Origin of the sequence: Rugamonas rivuli, from assembly GCF_009380165.1 — a bacterium.
Classification (GTDB): domain Bacteria; phylum Pseudomonadota; class Gammaproteobacteria; order Burkholderiales; family Burkholderiaceae_D; genus Rugamonas; species Rugamonas rivuli.
Genome location: NZ_WHUF01000003.1, coordinates 79459 through 95059 on the forward strand (window position 1 = coordinate 79459; position 15601 = coordinate 95059).

11 protein-coding genes are annotated in these 15601 nt (G+C 65.5%); all 11 read right to left on the reverse strand.

What is annotated here, in order from left to right; genetic code table 11:
• Window positions 1-87: 87 nt before the first annotated feature.
• The 11 genes from GEV01_RS10755 to GEV01_RS10805 all read right to left on the reverse strand — a co-directional run bounded on the left by GEV01_RS10755 (window position 88) and on the right by GEV01_RS10805 (window position 15567).
• A complete protein-coding gene (locus tag GEV01_RS10755) occupies window positions 88-1503 on the reverse strand; it encodes a mannose-1-phosphate guanylyltransferase/mannose-6-phosphate isomerase (protein ID WP_152804188.1) in 1416 nt (471 codons plus the stop codon).
• The gene (locus GEV01_RS10760) at window positions 1500-2660 is read right to left on the reverse strand and encodes a sugar phosphate nucleotidyltransferase (RefSeq protein ID WP_152804190.1); all 1161 of its coding nucleotides are present in this window, start codon (window positions 2658-2660) and stop codon (window positions 1500-1502) included. The genes GEV01_RS10755 and GEV01_RS10760 overlap by 4 nt, the downstream gene beginning before the upstream one ends.
• Window positions 2661-2669: 9 nt before the next feature.
• On the reverse strand, window positions 2670-3671 hold the full coding sequence (gene galE, locus GEV01_RS10765) for a UDP-glucose 4-epimerase GalE (protein WP_152804191.1): 1002 nt from the start codon (window positions 3669-3671) through the stop codon (window positions 2670-2672).
• A complete protein-coding gene (locus GEV01_RS10770) occupies window positions 3668-4915 on the reverse strand; it encodes a glycosyltransferase family 4 protein (protein ID WP_152804193.1) in 1248 nt (415 codons plus the stop codon). The genes galE and GEV01_RS10770 overlap by 4 nt, the downstream gene beginning before the upstream one ends.
• Window positions 4899-6209: a nucleotide sugar dehydrogenase gene (locus tag GEV01_RS10775; protein WP_152804194.1), complete on the reverse strand. Its 1311-nt coding sequence runs from the start codon at window positions 6207-6209 to the stop codon at window positions 4899-4901. The genes GEV01_RS10770 and GEV01_RS10775 overlap by 17 nt, the downstream gene beginning before the upstream one ends.
• 33 nt (window positions 6210-6242) lie before the next feature.
• On the reverse strand, window positions 6243-8255 hold the full coding sequence (locus GEV01_RS10780; RefSeq protein ID WP_152804195.1) for a heparinase II/III family protein: 2013 nt from the start codon (window positions 8253-8255) through the stop codon (window positions 6243-6245).
• Complete coding sequence (locus tag GEV01_RS10785; protein ID WP_152804196.1) at window positions 8252-9313, reverse strand: glycosyltransferase family 4 protein; 1062 nt, start codon at window positions 9311-9313, stop codon at window positions 8252-8254. The genes GEV01_RS10780 and GEV01_RS10785 overlap by 4 nt, the downstream gene beginning before the upstream one ends.
• Before the next feature lie 34 nt (window positions 9314-9347).
• Window positions 9348-10631 carry a phenylacetate--CoA ligase family protein gene (locus GEV01_RS10790; protein WP_152804197.1) on the reverse strand — a complete coding sequence of 428 codons (1284 nt, stop codon included), beginning with the start codon at window positions 10629-10631 and terminating at the stop codon, window positions 9348-9350.
• Between the two features lie 147 nt (window positions 10632-10778).
• A complete protein-coding gene (locus GEV01_RS10795) occupies window positions 10779-11990 on the reverse strand; it encodes a glycosyltransferase (RefSeq protein ID WP_152804198.1) in 1212 nt (403 codons plus the stop codon).
• Between the two features lie 102 nt (window positions 11991-12092).
• A complete protein-coding gene (locus tag GEV01_RS10800) occupies window positions 12093-14381 on the reverse strand; it encodes a heparinase II/III domain-containing protein (protein WP_152804199.1) in 2289 nt (762 codons plus the stop codon).
• Between the two features lie 262 nt (window positions 14382-14643).
• Window positions 14644-15567 carry a beta-1,6-N-acetylglucosaminyltransferase gene (locus GEV01_RS10805; RefSeq protein ID WP_152804200.1) on the reverse strand — a complete coding sequence of 308 codons (924 nt, stop codon included), beginning with the start codon at window positions 15565-15567 and terminating at the stop codon, window positions 14644-14646.
• Window positions 15568-15601: the final 34 nt, after the last annotated feature.

Below are 15601 nucleotides of genomic sequence, written 5' to 3' on the forward strand. Positions count from 1 at the left end.
GGTAGTGCAGGCGGCGTAGGAAGCTGCCTACGCCAAGACGGGAAAACGGCGGCCGCGCTTTTCAGCAGGGGCCGCCGCGACAAGGCATCAGGCGCGCTGGTAGACGTCTTCCAGGCGGACGATGTCATCCTCGCCCAGGTAGCTGCCGGACTGGACTTCAATCAGGTGCAGCGGCAGCTTGCCCGGATTTTCCAGGCGGTGCGTGGTGCCGATCGGGATGTAGGTCGATTCGTTCTCGGTCAGCAGCGTCACCTGGTCGCCGCAGGTCACGCGGGCGGTGCCGCTGACGACGATCCAGTGTTCGGCGCGGTGGTGGTGCATCTGCAGCGACAGCTTGCCGCCCGGATTGACCGTGATGCGCTTGACCTGGAAACGCTCGCCGATGTCTATGCCCTCGTAGCAGCCCCATGGACGGTAGACCTTGGTGTGGTGCAGGTGTTCGGTGCGCTGCTTGGTCTTCAGGTGCTCGACGATGTTCTTGACGCGCTGCACCTGGTCCTTGTGGCAGACCAGCACGGCGTCGTTGGTTTCCACCACGACCACGTCCTTGACACCGACCACGGCCACGATGCGGCTCTCGGCGCGCACCAGCGAACCGCTGACGTCGTCCAGGTAGACGTCGCCGCGGGTGGCGTTGCCCTGGGCATCCTGCTGCTGCACTTCCCACAGCGCCGACCACGAGCCGACGTCGTTCCAGCCTATGTCGGCCGGCACCACGATGGCGTGGCGGGTGTGCTCCATCACCGCGTAGTCGATCGAGTCCGACGGGCAGGCGGTGAACGAGGCTTCGTCCAGGCGGCAGAAGTCGAGGTCGCGGTAATCCTTGTTGACGGCCGACTCGGTGGCGTTGGCGATGGCCGGCGCGTATTGCTGCAATTCCTTCAGGTAGCTGTCGGCGCGGAACAGGAACATGCCGCTGTTCCAGTAGTAATTGCCGGCGGCGACGAAGCCTTCGGCGGTGGCGCGATCCGGCTTCTCGACGAAACGGTCGACGCTGTAGCACTGCGCGGCGGCGGCCGGCTTGCCGCTCTGGATGTAGCCGTAGCCGGTTTCCGGCGCGGTCGGCACGATGCCGAAGGTGGCCAGCGCACCGCCGTCCACCATGGCGCCGGCGTGTTCGATGGCGGCGTAGAAGGCGTCGACGTTTTCAATCACGTGGTCGGCCGGCAGCACCAGCATGACGGCGTCGGCGTCGATCGCGCGCAGGTAGTGGGCGGCGGCGGCCACGGCCGGCGCGGTGTTGCGGCCGACCGGTTCCAGCAGAATGCCCAGCGGAGCGATGCCGATCTCGCGCATCTGCTCGGCGACCAGGAAGCGGTGCTCGTTGCCGCACACTACCAGCGGCGCCATCATCTGCGGCCGGCCGTGCAGGCGCAGCGCGGTGTCCTGCAACATGGTGCGGTCCGAGACCAGCGGCAGCAGCTGCTTGGGCAGCACGGCGCGCGACAGCGGCCACAAACGGGTGCCGGAACCGCCGGACAGGATCACTGGGTAAATTTTCATGCTCTGATTCTCTTATCTGTTAGTTCATTGCTCTGTTCGGTGCGGCGCTTGCTGCGGCGGTCGCGGGCATTGGCCCACGAATCGGGATCGGTCTCGGAGACGTGCTTCATCTCGCCGGCGCGGTCGACACTATAGTCCTTAAACACGATCATTTCATTTAACGAAACATTCGGTAACACGCGAGTGTACTCGAACAGCACGCTGCGCACGACCTTGGAACCGGCGCAGATGTGGCTGCCGTGGCCGATCCAGGTCGGTCCGACGATGTGCACGCCGGCCTCGACGCGGGTGCCGGAACCGATGTAGACCGGGCCTTCGATGGTCGTGCCTTCCCAGTCGATGCTGGTGTTCAGGCCGACCCACAGGCCGTCGTTGATCTGGATGCCGGGCATGTGCAGGTGGGCCACTTCGCCCATCAGCACGCTCTGGCAGGTTTCCCAGTAATCGGTGACGCTGCCGATGTCGATCCAGTTGTAGTTGCGGGTCTGGGCGTAGAACGGCATGCCCTTCTCGGCCAGCAGCGGGAACAGCTGGGAGCCGATGTCGAAGGTCTGGCCCGACGGGATCAGGTCGATCACTTCCGGTTCGAAGATGTAGATGCCGGTGCTGACGAAGTTGGACTTGGCGTCCTGCTGGCTGGGCTTTTCCTGGAACTCGGTGATGCGGCCGTCGGCGTCCGCCACCACCACGCCGTAGCTGGAGACCTTATCCCACGGCACTTCCTTGGTGATGACCGAGGCCAGCGCGCCCTTGCGGCGGTGCTCGAACAGCGCCGACTTGATGTCGAGGTCGATCAGCGCGTCGCCGCACAGCACGATGGTGGTGTCGTCGAAGAAGCCGCCGAACTCCTGGATCTTCTTCATGCCGCCGGCCGAGCCCAGCGGCTGCGGCACGACTTCGCCGTCGTCGGTGGTGTAGCCTTCGAAGGAGTAGCCGATCTGGACGTCGTACTGGTGGCCCTCGCCGAAATACTCTTCTATCTTCTCATGCAAATAGCTGACGTTGACCATGATCTCCGTCACGCCATACTTGTGCAGATGCTCGATCAGATAGGCCATCACCGGCTTGCCCAGGATAGGGATCATGGGCTTGGGCAAATCGTAGGTCAGGGGGCGCACGCGCGTGCCCTTGCCTGCTGCAAGTATCATTGCTTTCATGGGAAGTTCCTATTCAGTAGGCGTGGTTTGCCAGCGCCAGGAATCGGCGCACATTTGCTCGACATTGCGCTGCGCCTTCCACCCCAGCTCGCGTTCGGCCAGGCTGGCGTCCGCATAACACGCGGCGATGTCGCCGGGACGGCGTGCCACCAGCTGGTAGGGCACGGGACGTCCGCTGGCGGCTTCGAAGGCGCGCACCATTTCCAGCACGCTGTTGCCGCGGCCGGTTCCCAGATTGTAGGTAAAAATGCCGGCGGAGGTCGCCAGCTTGGACAGCGTGGCCAAATGGCCCAGCGCCAGGTCGACCACGTGGATGTAGTCGCGCAGGCCGGTGCCGTCCGGCGTCGGATAATCGCTGCCGTACACCGACAGGCGCTCGCGGCTGCCGTCGGCCACCTGGGCAATGTAGGGCACCAGGTTGTTGGGGATGCCGTTCGGCTCTTCGCCGATCAGACCGCTCGCGTGCGCGCCCACCGGGTTGAAGTAGCGCAGCAGCGCGATGCGCCAGCTCGGGTCGGCCTTGTACAGGTCGCGCAGCATCTCTTCGATCATCAGCTTGCTGCGGCCGTAGGGATTGGTGGCCGACAGCGGGAAGTGTTCGAGGATGGGCACCGAGGCCGGATCGCCGTACACCGTGGCCGAGGAACTGAACACCAGCGACTTGACGCCGGCCTTGGCCATGCATTCGAACAGCACCAGGCTGCCGGTGACGTTGTTGTCGTAGTAGCGCAGCGGCTGCTCGACCGATTCGCCGACCGCCTTCAGGCCGGCGAAGTGGATCACCGAATCGATGCGGTGGGCGGCGAACACCGCCTCCACGGCGGCGCGGTCGCGCACGTCGGCGTCGACAAAGGTGAACGATTTGCCGGCGATGCGCTCGACGCGCTGCTGCACCGAGGCCTTGGCGTTGGACAGGTTATCCAGCGCCACCACCTCGTGGCCGGCCGCCAGCAATTCCACCACGGTATGCGAGCCGATGTAGCCCATACCGCCAGTCACTAGTATCTTCATTTGCCCTCTTTCCGTAACGACGAGACCGCGCCAGGCAGCGGCGCGTTGGCCGAGTACAGGCGCTCGTAGGCGGCCAGCAGTTTCGGCGCTTCGTATTCCCATTCCAGCTCGTTGACCACGCGGTTGCGGCCGTAGGCGCCCATGCGTTCGCGCTGCGCCGGATCGTCCAGCAGCTCGACGATCTTGCGCGCCATGTCGACCGGGTCGTTCTTCAGCGCGTACAGCGAGGCTTCCTGCGCCGACACCTTGCCTTCGACCAGGTCGAACTGCACGATCGGTTTGCCCAAGGCCATGTATTCCATGATCTTGTTCATGGTCGACTTGTCGTTCATGTCGTTGGCCACGTCGGGATTGACGCAGACGTCGGCGGTGTTCAACATTTCCAGCAGCTGCTGGTCCGGCACGCGGCCGGTGAAGGTGACGTAGTCGGCGATGCCCATGTCGGCCGCCATCTGCTTCATCTGCTCCAGCGAGGTGCCGCCGCCGACCAGGCCGAACTGCACGTCGGTGCGGCCCATGGTCTGGATCAGGTATTGCGCGGCCTGCAGCAGCAGGTCGATGCCTTCCTGCGCGCCCATCACGCCGACGTAGCCGACCAGGAACTGGCGGCCGCGCTTGAGCTCGGGCACCGGCGGCAGCACGCGCAGGCGGTCCAGCTTGGGTCCGCTGCGCACCACGTAGCATTTGTCGGCCGGCATGCCGCCGCGCTCGATCGCGATTTTTTTATACGATTCGTTGGTGGCGATCGAGACGTCGGCGGTCTTGAACGACCAGCGCTCGAACAGCACCATCAGCTTGTAGAAGAAGTCGCGGCGGCCGAACTTGGCCTCGTACAGCTCCGGGTTGATGTCGTGGTGGTCGAACAGGAACTTCTTGCCCATCAACAGCTTGAAGAAGCCGCCGATCAGGAACAGCAGATCGGGCGGATTGCAGGCGTGGATGACGTCGAAGCCGCGCGCGAAATGCACCTTCCACGCCAGGCGGAAGGTGTGGAACAGCGCCAGCGAGTATTCGACCAGATAGCCCTTGGCACCCTCCGCTTCCAGCGGCAGGCTGTAGCGGTGGATGTGGATGCCGTCGATTTCCTCGTAGCGGCTTTCATAGCCCTTGCCGGTCGGGCAGATGATGGACACCAGGTAGCCGTTGGCGTGCAGCGTGGTGGCCTCCTGCCAGACCCGGCGGTCGAACGGCGACGGCAGGTTCTCGACCAGGATCAGGACGCGGCGCTTACCAGCAGATGCCATCGTACTGCCCCCCGCTTTGCTCGGCGCTGATGCGCACCAGGTCGACCAGGTTCTGGCCCGGCTTCAGCTGGCCCGGCACGGTCTTGAACTCGGCCGCGCCGTTGCCGATGACGATGGTGTCGGCGAAGGCCAGCACTTCATCCATCGACTCGACCATCAGCTTGGAGATGTGCGGAATGTGGTTGAGGATGTAGTCCTGGTTGGCGCCGGTCAGCGCGGCCAGGTTGACGTTCTTGTCGTACAGCTTCAGTTCGTAGCCCTTGCCCAGCAGGTGCTCGATGACGTCGACCAGCGGCGATTCGCGCAGGTCGTCGGTGCCGGCCTTGAACGAGAAGCCGAGGATGCCGACCTTGCGCGCGCCCTTGTCCATGATCATCTTCAAGCCTTTTTCGACTTGCTTCTGGTTCGATGGCAGCACCGAGTTCAGCAGCGGCAAGTCCAGGTCCAGGCTGCGCGCCTTGTAGGTCAGCGCGCGCACGTCTTTCGGCAGGCAGGAGCCGCCGAAGGCGAAGCCCGGCTTCATGTAGTAGGACGACAGGTTCAGCTTGGTGTCCTGGCAGAAGATCTCCATCACCTTGTGGCCGTCGATGCCGACCGCCTTGCAGATGTTGCCGATCTCATTGGCGAACGCCACCTTGACGGCGTGCCAGGTGTTGTCGGTGTACTTGACCATCTCGGCCGTCTCGACGTTGGTGCGCACCAGCGGCGCATCCATTTTCTCGTACAGCTGGACCAGCATGGCGCCGGCCTTCTCGTCGCTCTCGCCGATCACGGTCTTCGGCGGATGGTAGTAATCGTAGACGGCCGTGCCTTCGCGCAGGAATTCGGGGTTGTTGCAGACGCCGAAATCGACGCCGGCTTTCTTGCCGGAAGCCGCTTCCAGGGTCGGGATGACCACGCTGCTCATCGAGCCCGGCAGCATGGTGCTGCGCGCGACGACGACGTGGAAGCTGGTCTTTTCCTTGATCGCGGCGCCGATCTGCTCGCACACCTTGCGCACATGGCTCAGGTCCAGGTTGCCGTTCAGCTGCGACGGGGTGCCGACGCAGATCAGCGACATGTCGGTGTTCATCACGGCGTCGTGCACGTCGACGGTGGCGCGCAGGTGGCCGGACTTGACGGTGGCGGCGATCATTTCGCCGATGTCTTTTTCGATGATCGGAGTCGTGCCCTGGTTGATCAGGTCGACCTTGGTGCGGTTGGGATCGACGCCGACCACTTCATGTCCGTCGGTGGCGAGACAACCGGCGGATACTGCGCCCACATAGCCCAGGCCAAAGATACTGATTTTCAAAATACACTCCTCAATGAATTGTCGATGCCACCGTTAATTTACTACCTGAACCGCGTCCGGCGTGGCATTCACCAGCAGCCGCAGCTCAGTCACTATTTCTGTCGTACCGTCTACGGTACCTTGCCATCGCAGCGTGTCGATAGCGGTTTTTTCGTCGAAGCGGCGCGAGATCCAGCCGCCGATCGGCGTGTCGCTGCCCCGCAACACTTCGGCGCCGCCGCCGAAGCCGCAGCGCAGCTGCAATTCGCTGCGCCGGCCCAGCACCCGCACCACGCCGTCGTTTAATTCAGTACGGCAACCTTCCGCCAGTTGCCAGTGCAGTGCAACATGATGCGAACCCCGACATTGTAATATGTCTTTGACAACGAGGGTATTTCTGTTCGTATCGAACTCGACCACCCGGCGGTGCGTCACCGGATCGGCCAGGCATTGATAGCCATCGTGCTCGCCTTCGAAGCGCTGCAGCGCGCCGTCCGGCTGGTGCGCCAGCAGGCGCGCGTTGGCCTTGCGCAGCCACATGAAGTTGCCGCCGATTTCAGACTGGTCGCGGTGGTCGACGCATACGGTATTGTGCGCCGCAGTACTGCGGAAGTAATCGCGCCAGGATTTTTGCGTATGGTAGGCGTAGGTGCCGGGATCGATCAGGAATTCCTCGCCGCCCAGCGACAGCGTGAACGCCAGCGCGTCGGCGTGGCCGTGGGCGGCGATCGACAGATAGCCGAGCGGCGCGCAGTCGGCCACCAGGCGCACTTCGTCGGCGCCGCCGAAGCGCTGGCCCAGCAGGTAGTAGCCGCCCTCGGGGAAGGCCATCACCGGCTGCTCGGCGCCGGCCGGCGCCAGGCTGTCCCAGCGCTGCTGGCCGGCGTCGCCGAACAGCCAGCGGGTCTTGTCGTCCAGCGCGCCGGCCTTGCGCTTGAAGTCGGCGCGGCCGAACAGCAGCGCGCAGCTGGCCAGCAGCGAACGGTACGGCGACCAGCCCGCCTCGTGCGCCAGCCTCACCATCTGGGCGTCGTCGGCGTCGCCGGTCATCGGCATGTGGCCGCCGGCGTCCAGCAGCGCGGCCAGGAAGTCGGCCAGCTTTTCCAGCCGCTGCAGATAGGCCGGCGCGAACGCCACGCCATGCGCCTGCCCCACCAGGTGGCACAGCAGCATCATGTCCATCACTTCGTGCTGGTAGTAGACCGCCTGTTCCTTGTTGACGCCGTCGGCGGTGTTCTGCTTGAGCGCCTCCACTTCCAGGCCGCGCTTGGACAGGGCCTGCCAGCGCGCCGAGTCCGGCCAGCACGGCCACACCAGGCTGGCGACGAACAAGCCCATGTACTCGCCGAACAGATGGTTGTTGGCCGACGAGTGGCGCGAGAAATAGCCCTGGATGAAATGGCAGTGCTGGTAAATGCTGTCGAGCCACTGGCGCTGGAAGCGCTGGCCGTCGGCGCCGGCAAACAGCGGCGAGGCCGCGCCGCCCAGCAGTTCCCAGGCGAAGGCCCAGTTCAGCAGGCGCACCGCCAGTTCAAGCGAACTGGTCCAATGCACGCCCTGCGGATACGGGCACTGGTCGAACCACGATTGCAGCAGCGCGCGGGCGCCGTCGGCGTAGCGCTGCTCACCGCTGCTGCGCCAGGCTTGCGCCAGCGTCACCAGCTCCAGGTGGCGGCTCGGTTCCCACAGGTATTTGATGTCGCCCACCACGCGCTCGCTGCGGTAGTCGATGGCCTTGCCCAGACCCATCGGCGCCTGGGTGCCGGTCTTGGGATCGCGGTTCCATTGCGGCGGGAAGCCCAGCGCGACGCCGCGCATGGCGAACACATTCCAGCGGCCGGCCAGGATGGCGTCGGCCGCGGCCAGCAGCGCGGCGGCGTCGCCGCCCTGGGCGCCGGCCGGCAGGAAGCGCGGCAGCGAACCCGGCAGCGCAGGCAGCGGCGGCCGGGCCGCCAGGCCGAGGCCGAACTTGCTGGCCTTCTTGCGCGCCATCTGTTCGACGCGCCAGACGATCTCGCCCACCGACATCAGTTTCAAACGATTGATTTTCCAGCCTAAAGTGCTCATGCGCGCGCGAATCCCAGTTCTTGGTACAGTTGTTCAATGCGCGGCAAGACCGCGCCGCTGGCGAAAGTGGTTTCCACCTTGCGCCGCGCGGCCGCGCCCATGCGCTGCGCCAGCGCCGGATCGGCCAGCAGCTGGTCCAGGCGCGCGGTCAGCGCATCGATGTCGCCGGCCTGCACCAGGAAGCCTTCGACGCCGTCGCTGACCGCTTCCGGGATGCCGCCGACCGTGGTGCTGAGCACCGGCATGCCGGCCGCCATCGCTTCCAGCAAGCTCATCGGCAAGCCTTCGTTATAGGAAGGCAGCACGTAGATCGTCGCCGAGGCCAGCAGGCCGGCCTTTTGCTCCGGGCCGACCCAGCCCAGCATGCGGACCTTGTCGCCCAGCCCGCGCTGCCGCGCATAATCGGTGGTCTGGGCGGTCTCGCCGTCGCCGCCCAGCAGCGCTTCCGGCGCGGCCGGCAGGCGCGACAGGGCGTCGACCAGGTCGTAGGTGCCCTTGCGCTTGCCCAGGCGGCCCAGGAACAGCAACTGGCCGCTGGCGCGCGCCGACCACTCGGTGGCCGCCGGCAGCATCACCGGGTTGTAGATCGCCTGCACCGGCGCGCGCACGCCTATGCTTTCCACCCATTGCTTCCACATGTCCGACAGCACCACCACGCGGTGCGCGCGGTTGAAGACGGCGCGGATCAGGCGGCGCCGCACCGGGCCGGATTCCTGCTCGTAGAAGATGACGAACTCGGCGCCGTGCAGGTGCAGGATGGTCGGAATGCGGAACAAAAAGGCCAGCAGGAACAGCGGCATCTTGCGCCAGAAGCTGGCGCGCGAAGCCACGTGCACGTGCAGCAGGCCGACCTTGAAACTGAGCAGCATCAACAGGTAGCGGCCGTAGGCGCGCAGCGCGGCGCCCAGCTTGGTCGCCGCGCTGCCGTCGCAATGGGTGGCCAGGTAGACGATGGGATAGCGCTGGAACAGGCCGGCGTCGCGGTACACTTTGACCACCGACGAAATGCCGCCCATGGTGTCGAAGCCGGTGCCGGCCATCACAATTATTTTGCTCATCGCGCCTGTTCAGGGTAATGGTTGCAGGCGCCCGTCATGCGGCTTCCTGCAACGAGATAAATTCAAACTTGCCATTGGGGCCGCGCGGGATCGCCGCCACCCGGTTCACGCTGACCGTCACGTTCGGCACGCGCAGCAGGAAGTTGTCGACCAGCTCGGCCTCGTCGGCCGCCGAGAAGCCGGCCGCCACCACCACGTTCAGCTCGAAACGGGCGCGGCCGCGATACACGATCTGCCCTTCCACCACCTGGTCCGCGCCCTTGAAGACGTGGTCCAGGCGGCCGATCTGGCGGCCGTCGGGCAAGGTGATCACGCGTTCCTTGCGGCCGCCGATCGCCTCCACCACCGGGAACTGGCGCCCGCAGGCGCACGGCCCCTCGCCCATCCGCACCAGGTCGCCGGTGCGGTAGCGCACCAGCGCCGTGGCCCGGTTGTTCAGGCTGGTGCCCACCAGTTCGGCCGTGCCGTCGCCGTTGTCCAGCAGCTCGACCATGCTGTAGTCGGTCAGCAGGTGGTAGCTGCCATGCTCGCAGTTGGCGATGGCGGCCACGCGCTCGGCCTGGCCGTACCAGTCGAACACCTTGACGCCGAACACCGCCTCGACCTGGGCCCGCACGTCGGCGTCCATGGTTTCGGACGAGGTCATGATGCCGCGCAGCGCCCCGCCCTCGTAACGCCGGCCCTGCGCATGCAGCCAGGCGGCGATCGCGGCGATGGATGAAGGATACGCGTGGATAATGACCGGATCATAACGGCGCAGCTCGTCGCAATAGGCGCCGATGGTGGCGCCGGCCAGATGGTAGGACGACATCATCAGCATCTTGCCCGGCCAGTCGTAGCACCAGTAGCGGCCGTCGGCCGGCTGGGCGTCGCACACCACGTCGCCGCGTATCCAGGCACGCCGCTGGCCCGGCTCGAAACCCATCCAGCGCAGGTGGCGGTGGATGAAGGCTTCCTCGCGCACCACGCAGGCCAGGTCCTGCACCACGGTCAGCGGCTGGCCGGAGCTGCCGCTGGTCTTGATCTTGTTGCGCAGCAGCGTGCCCAGGCCGCGCGGGCGCAGGTAGCGCTGCGGCGTGCCGCGCACGTCGGCCTTGGCCATCGTCGCCGCGCCGTCCGCCACCATGGGCACGGCGTTGGGCTGCGCCGGCACGGGCAAGCCCAGCAGGCGGCAGCGGGCCGCCACGTAGGCCGCCAGCGCCGGCGCCGAGCGTTCGTTGCGCGCCAGCTCAGGGTACAGCAGGGTGCGGGCGGCGACGCCGCGCACGGCGTCACGCAGCAGGGAGCGCAGCGAAAATTTTAACGAGTATTTCCACATGTTTAAAAGCTCTGGGAGCGCGCGCCAGTCAGCGCGCGGTGTTGGGAAAGGCTAGCGACTAGCAACAAAGCAGGGGCTGACGTCGGGCATTATATAGCAGTTTCGATATCCTTTCGGCAATCCCCGTACCGTGCGGGGCGGCGACACTCATTTCCCAGCATCCACAATCGTCCGATATTGTTGCGCCACCTGCTCCGAAAGCACGGCATAGCTGCGCGCCGCGCGCAGGTAGGCCGGGCCGCGCGCGGCGCGGGCGCGGGCCGCGCCGCTGTCCTTGAAGATCGCCACCAGCGCCTGCGCCATCGAGGCGGCGTCGCTGGCGGTGAGCCAGCCGGCGTCGCTGGACGACAGCACGTGGGCCTGGTCCGGGATGTCGTTGCCCACCGCCGGCAGGCCCAGCGCCAGGTATTCGAGCAGCTTGGTCGGCGAGCTGACGTCGTACAGCATATTGCGCGGCACATAGGAGACGGCGGCGTCGGCGCTCAGCAGCAGCTGCCAGGCCTGGCTGGACGGCAGCCAGCCAGTGATGCGCACCGCATCCTCCAGCCCCTGCTGGCGGACATAGGCCATCAGCTGATCCGTATCGGCGGGGTTGGCCGCCGCGCCGACCAGCAGCAGGCAGGCGTCGGGGATCTGGCGGCGGGCCAGCTGCAGCGCGTCGACCACGGTCTGCAACTGGCGCTCCTTGTCCATGCTGCCCAGGTAGCCCAGCATGGGCCGCCCCTCCCAGCCCGCCGGGCGCGCGCCGGCGCTGATGCCGGCGCCGAACAATTCCATGTCCACCCCCATCGGCACGGCGCTCAGCCTGGCGGCCGGCACGCCCCGCGCCACCATGTAGTCCACCATGGCATCGCTCTGGACGAAGATGTGGCGGGCGCCGGGCAGCACCAGCCGGTACAGCACCGCCTGCTCCGCCAGCCCCTTCCACAGCACCATGTAGGCCCGCAGGCTGCGCTTGCGGGCCAGGTTCGCGCGCGCGCGGTCGATGCGGCCTTCGCTCATCAGGAACGAGACCCAGTAGCAGAACGGCAGTCCCTTGAGGCGGGCCACCAGCATCGCCAGCAGGCCGATCGAGACCATGTCGCGCGCCTGGACCAGGTCGCAGTTGCCGCGGTTGACGCCCAGCAGCGCGCGCAGGCACAGCCAGAAGAAGCGCGCTTCGCGCAGCAGCCGGCTGGCATGCCAGGCCGGGCGCCGCAGCGAGGCGTAGCCCTGCTGGTCGGCGGCGGCGGCCGACGGCATGCCGACCATGTCGCAAGCGACGCCGGCGCGGGGCAGGTATTTTCCAAACAAGACGGCGACATCGGCGCGATGGGTCGGCAGCGCCTCGGGGACCAGCTGCAAGATGGTGAGGGACATGGGTGGAATCAGTGAATTATAGGCAATAAAAAAGGGCGACTGGATAGTATCACAGTCGCCCCTCGGAACATTGCCAGTAAGACAATTAAAACACGGCGTCCCTTAGTTCGGCAGGGTAATGCTCTGGCCGTTGACCAGCAGCGTGCGGCCGTTCGAGCCCGGCGTCACCGTCACCACCGGACGTTTGCAGCCGACGTCCAGCACCACCAGGAACTCGGTGTTTTGCACCGCGGCGTTCTTGATGAAGGCCGAATGCGTCTCGACCACTTTCGGACGCGATGGATACGGCACGGTCCAGGAAGTCAGCGTCGTGTCCGGGGTCAGCGAGGTCAGGCAGACCGAGCTGGTGCCGTTGACGATCTTCGCGCCGGAGCTGCCGTCGGCGACGATAGGCACGGTGGAGTGCATATTCCACTCATACTTGTGCGCAGCCGGCGCGGTGATCTTGTCCTGGACGACGTAGACGTTATTGGTACGCAGATACCACACTTTGCGCACCGCCGAGGTGATGGCCGGACCGTAGGAGACGGTGGCATCGCCTTCGGCATAGTCCAGCGCCGCGCTGGTCGAGAAGCCGGTGATCTTGCCGTTGCGGGTCAGGTTCTCGCGGCCGCCGATCAGCTGGCCGACGCCGCCGTCAAAGGTGACGGCGTTGTGGGCGCGGGTGGTGCGGTACCAGGCGGTCACGGTCGGCGAGTAGTAATAGTCTTCGTAGCCGGCTTCGCCCAGCAGGCGCACGCCGCCGCTGTCGAGCACCAGCGCGTTCTGGTCGCCGTGGGCATGGTTGTACGAACCATACGGGCTGGACTTGAAGTACAGCGAGGTGCGCTTGGTGTTGGTGATATCGCTGTGCATGGATACCCAGCCGATGGTCGGGAACAGCGCGGCGTTCGGCGGCACCACCGGGGTAATCGCCGAGGCCGGCAACGGATACTCGGAGGTCAGCAGCTGGATCGGATCTTCGCTGCCGGTGACGGTGCGGGCATACCAGGCGCTTTCCGCGTTGGCGGTGCGGGCGGCGAAGGATTTCAGCGCGCTGTAGTCGAAGCCGACTTCATGCTGGTCGCCAAACACCAGGCCGGCGGCGCCAGGCGGGATGAACTGCATCAGCATGCGGCCAAAGCCGATCGACCATGGTTTCTGGTACAGGTCGACGCCGGTGGCTTCCTTGAACGGGCCCCACAGCTGCACCGAATAAGTCGCCTGGTACATGGCGTAGGCCGAGCCTGGGAAGTAACCGCCCTCCGGACCGCTCCAGACAAAGATGGAATTGACGTAAGGACGCACGGCAAAGTCGAACCACTTGTCGGCGGCCGGCACGTCGCCCACCGTCATCGCGGCGATCAGGGCCAGGTAGCCGTAAGCGGTGGCGCCGTGCGAGTCGAACGGCTGCTCGTCGATGCGGCCGTCCGAGCCGGACAGGTCGGCATAGATCGCCTCGGTACGCGCGGTGATGGCGGCAAGCCAGCGGGTGCGACGGGCGGCATCGAGGTTATCCCACAGCATATCCACGGCGCGCAGCAGCGAAACGTCGATGCTGCGGGTGACCTGGTCCTGGCTGGTATAGCTGGTGATGGCGCTCGGGTCGAGCGCGGCCGCCTGGTCGCCGCGAGCGATCGCTTCGGCCAGGTATTTCGGGTCGCCCATCAGGCGGTACAGCAGCGCCGACGCTTCCAGCTGGCGCAGCACCGGATTGACTTTGGCCGGCAACAGCGCCACGACTTGCGGGGTGGTGGATGCGCTGCTCAACAGCATGCCATCGGATACCGCCGGCACGGCCGTCAGGTTTTGCGGGGCAGGTGCAGGGGGACTGGTCAGGCCGGCGGTGACTTCGCGGATCAGCGCGGAAATCGCGGCGCCGCGCTCGGCCATCATGGCGGACGTCCATTTCGAGAACGGCAGGAAGTTCTTGCTCAGCATGCGCGAGCGGCCGTGCGCAATGATGCGGGCGCGCAGGACATCGTTTTCCGGCACTTCGAACACCTTGGCCGACGGATAGAGCGTGAAGGTGCGCGGGGTCGACCAGTCGACCTTGGCGATATTCGGGCGCACGCGCCAGCTATAGGTGGTGCCGGTCGCGGCGGCCGTCATGGCCTTGCTGGGCAGGTAGAAGTTGCGGGTGGTGGTGTAGGTGCCGATCACGACGCCGCCGCTGGACACTTCCAGGATGTAACCCGGCGGTTTCGGGTAGACCGGATAGCGCGGCCAGGCAAATGCCGGCGGGTTCTGCGGCTGCGGCATCAGATTGGTGGGGCCCGGTTGCACGGTATAAGGGTCGGCCGCGGCGGCTGTGACCCACTCCACAGGCGCAGTCGCTGCGCTTGCCTGCCCCCAGACGAGGCCCAGTCCAAGCAGCAAACTGCCAACAAGACTCGATTTATTGAAAGTCATGAGAATCCTCCGAGGGGTAAAGCATGAACAGCATAGTTGTTTGGCAACATGAAGGCAGGGGCAACATTGTCGAGAAGGTTGCAAAATGCAATCATTATTGCAGCGAAGAAATTAAATATACACTAAACCGGGCTTTTCGTGGTTACGCAATAACAACTGCGTGCAAATTAAGCCGGCCAGGCCGGATTTCGTGCTGTAAATATTAGTGTAGCGGATCAAGTCTTGATTGGAAGGCAGAATTGTAGCCAAGTTGTAGCGTTTATTACGCCGGCACACCCCGGCGCGCACGATCTATGCTGTCCAGCAGCTCGGCCGAACGGGCCTGGTCGAACTTGCGGGCGAAAAATTTTCCGGATTGCATCAGCGGCGCAAAGTCGCGCGCTTCCAACACCGCCGGGTTTTCGCGCGCCGGATCCCAGTCGATATAGTGCAGCGACACCTTGTTTTCGTTCATCGCGCTCTGGTGTTGCACGGCGTCGTCGTAGCCGCTGCAGCGCGGCGCCAGCGGCGAATTGAGCAGGATGGTCTGGAAAAAGATTTCGTCGGCGCCCGTGACCGAGCGGAAAAAGCGCAGCACCGGGGCGTTTTTTTCCTGGCGCACGAAGTCCAGCAGATAGGCCACCGCCGCCGCGCTCAGGCACCACGAGGTCGAGCCGCGGTAGGGGCGCAGGCCGGGCACGAAGCGCCTGGCCGGCAGCACGCGGTTGGCCGCCCGCACCAGCCACAGGACCACGCTCTTGACGGCCGGCGTGCGCAGCCGCGCGTAAAAGTCGCGGAAAGCGTACACCTCGATCAGGCGGGAAAAGTCCGTGCCCTTGCGCAGCGCGTAGAAATTGATGAAGTTGCGTTGCGGGTCCCGCGCCAGCAGCGCTTGCAGCTCGTCGGCGCGGCGCAGGGGGTAGTCGCGCCCGCTGAGGAAGATGAAATGCTCGTGGCCGCCGCCGGCGGCCGCCTCCAGCAGCTTGAGCATGGCTTCCACCTGCGAGTAGCCGCCCCAGTTGACGGCCACCGGGGCGTCGAGAAAGCGCACCGGCAGCGCGCCGGCAGCCTGGCGGAACGGTCCCGCGTCCTGCTTGCCGTCGATATGGGCGTAGACCGTCGCGCCGTCGTGCTGCAGCGCGGCGATCAGCCGGCCGAACAGCGCGGGCTGATCATGGGCTAGGACTAGATAGGCAATTTTGTTCATGGTCTGTCATCATATTCGGGGGCTGGGAACAGTG

Coding starts and splice junctions, on each gene's coding strand:
- GEV01_RS10755 (WP_152804188.1), bottom strand. CDS start 1,503: ATGAAAATTTACCCAGTGATCCTGTCCGGCGGTTCCGGCACCCGTTTG.
- GEV01_RS10760 (WP_152804190.1), bottom strand. CDS start 2,660: ATGAAAGCAATGATACTTGCAGCAGGCAAGGGCACGCGCGTGCGCCCC.
- galE (WP_152804191.1), bottom strand. CDS start 3,671: ATGAAGATACTAGTGACTGGCGGTATGGGCTACATCGGCTCGCATACC.
- GEV01_RS10770 (WP_152804193.1), bottom strand. CDS start 4,915: ATGGCATCTGCTGGTAAGCGCCGCGTCCTGATCCTGGTCGAGAACCTG.
- GEV01_RS10780 (WP_152804195.1), bottom strand. CDS start 8,255: ATGAGCACTTTAGGCTGGAAAATCAATCGTTTGAAACTGATGTCGGTG.
- GEV01_RS10785 (WP_152804196.1), bottom strand. CDS start 9,313: ATGAGCAAAATAATTGTGATGGCCGGCACCGGCTTCGACACCATGGGC.
- GEV01_RS10790 (WP_152804197.1), bottom strand. CDS start 10,631: ATGTGGAAATACTCGTTAAAATTTTCGCTGCGCTCCCTGCTGCGTGAC.
- GEV01_RS10795 (WP_152804198.1), bottom strand. CDS start 11,990: ATGTCCCTCACCATCTTGCAGCTGGTCCCCGAGGCGCTGCCGACCCAT.
- GEV01_RS10800 (WP_152804199.1), bottom strand. CDS start 14,381: ATGACTTTCAATAAATCGAGTCTTGTTGGCAGTTTGCTGCTTGGACTG.
- GEV01_RS10805 (WP_152804200.1), bottom strand. CDS start 15,567: ATGAACAAAATTGCCTATCTAGTCCTAGCCCATGATCAGCCCGCGCTG.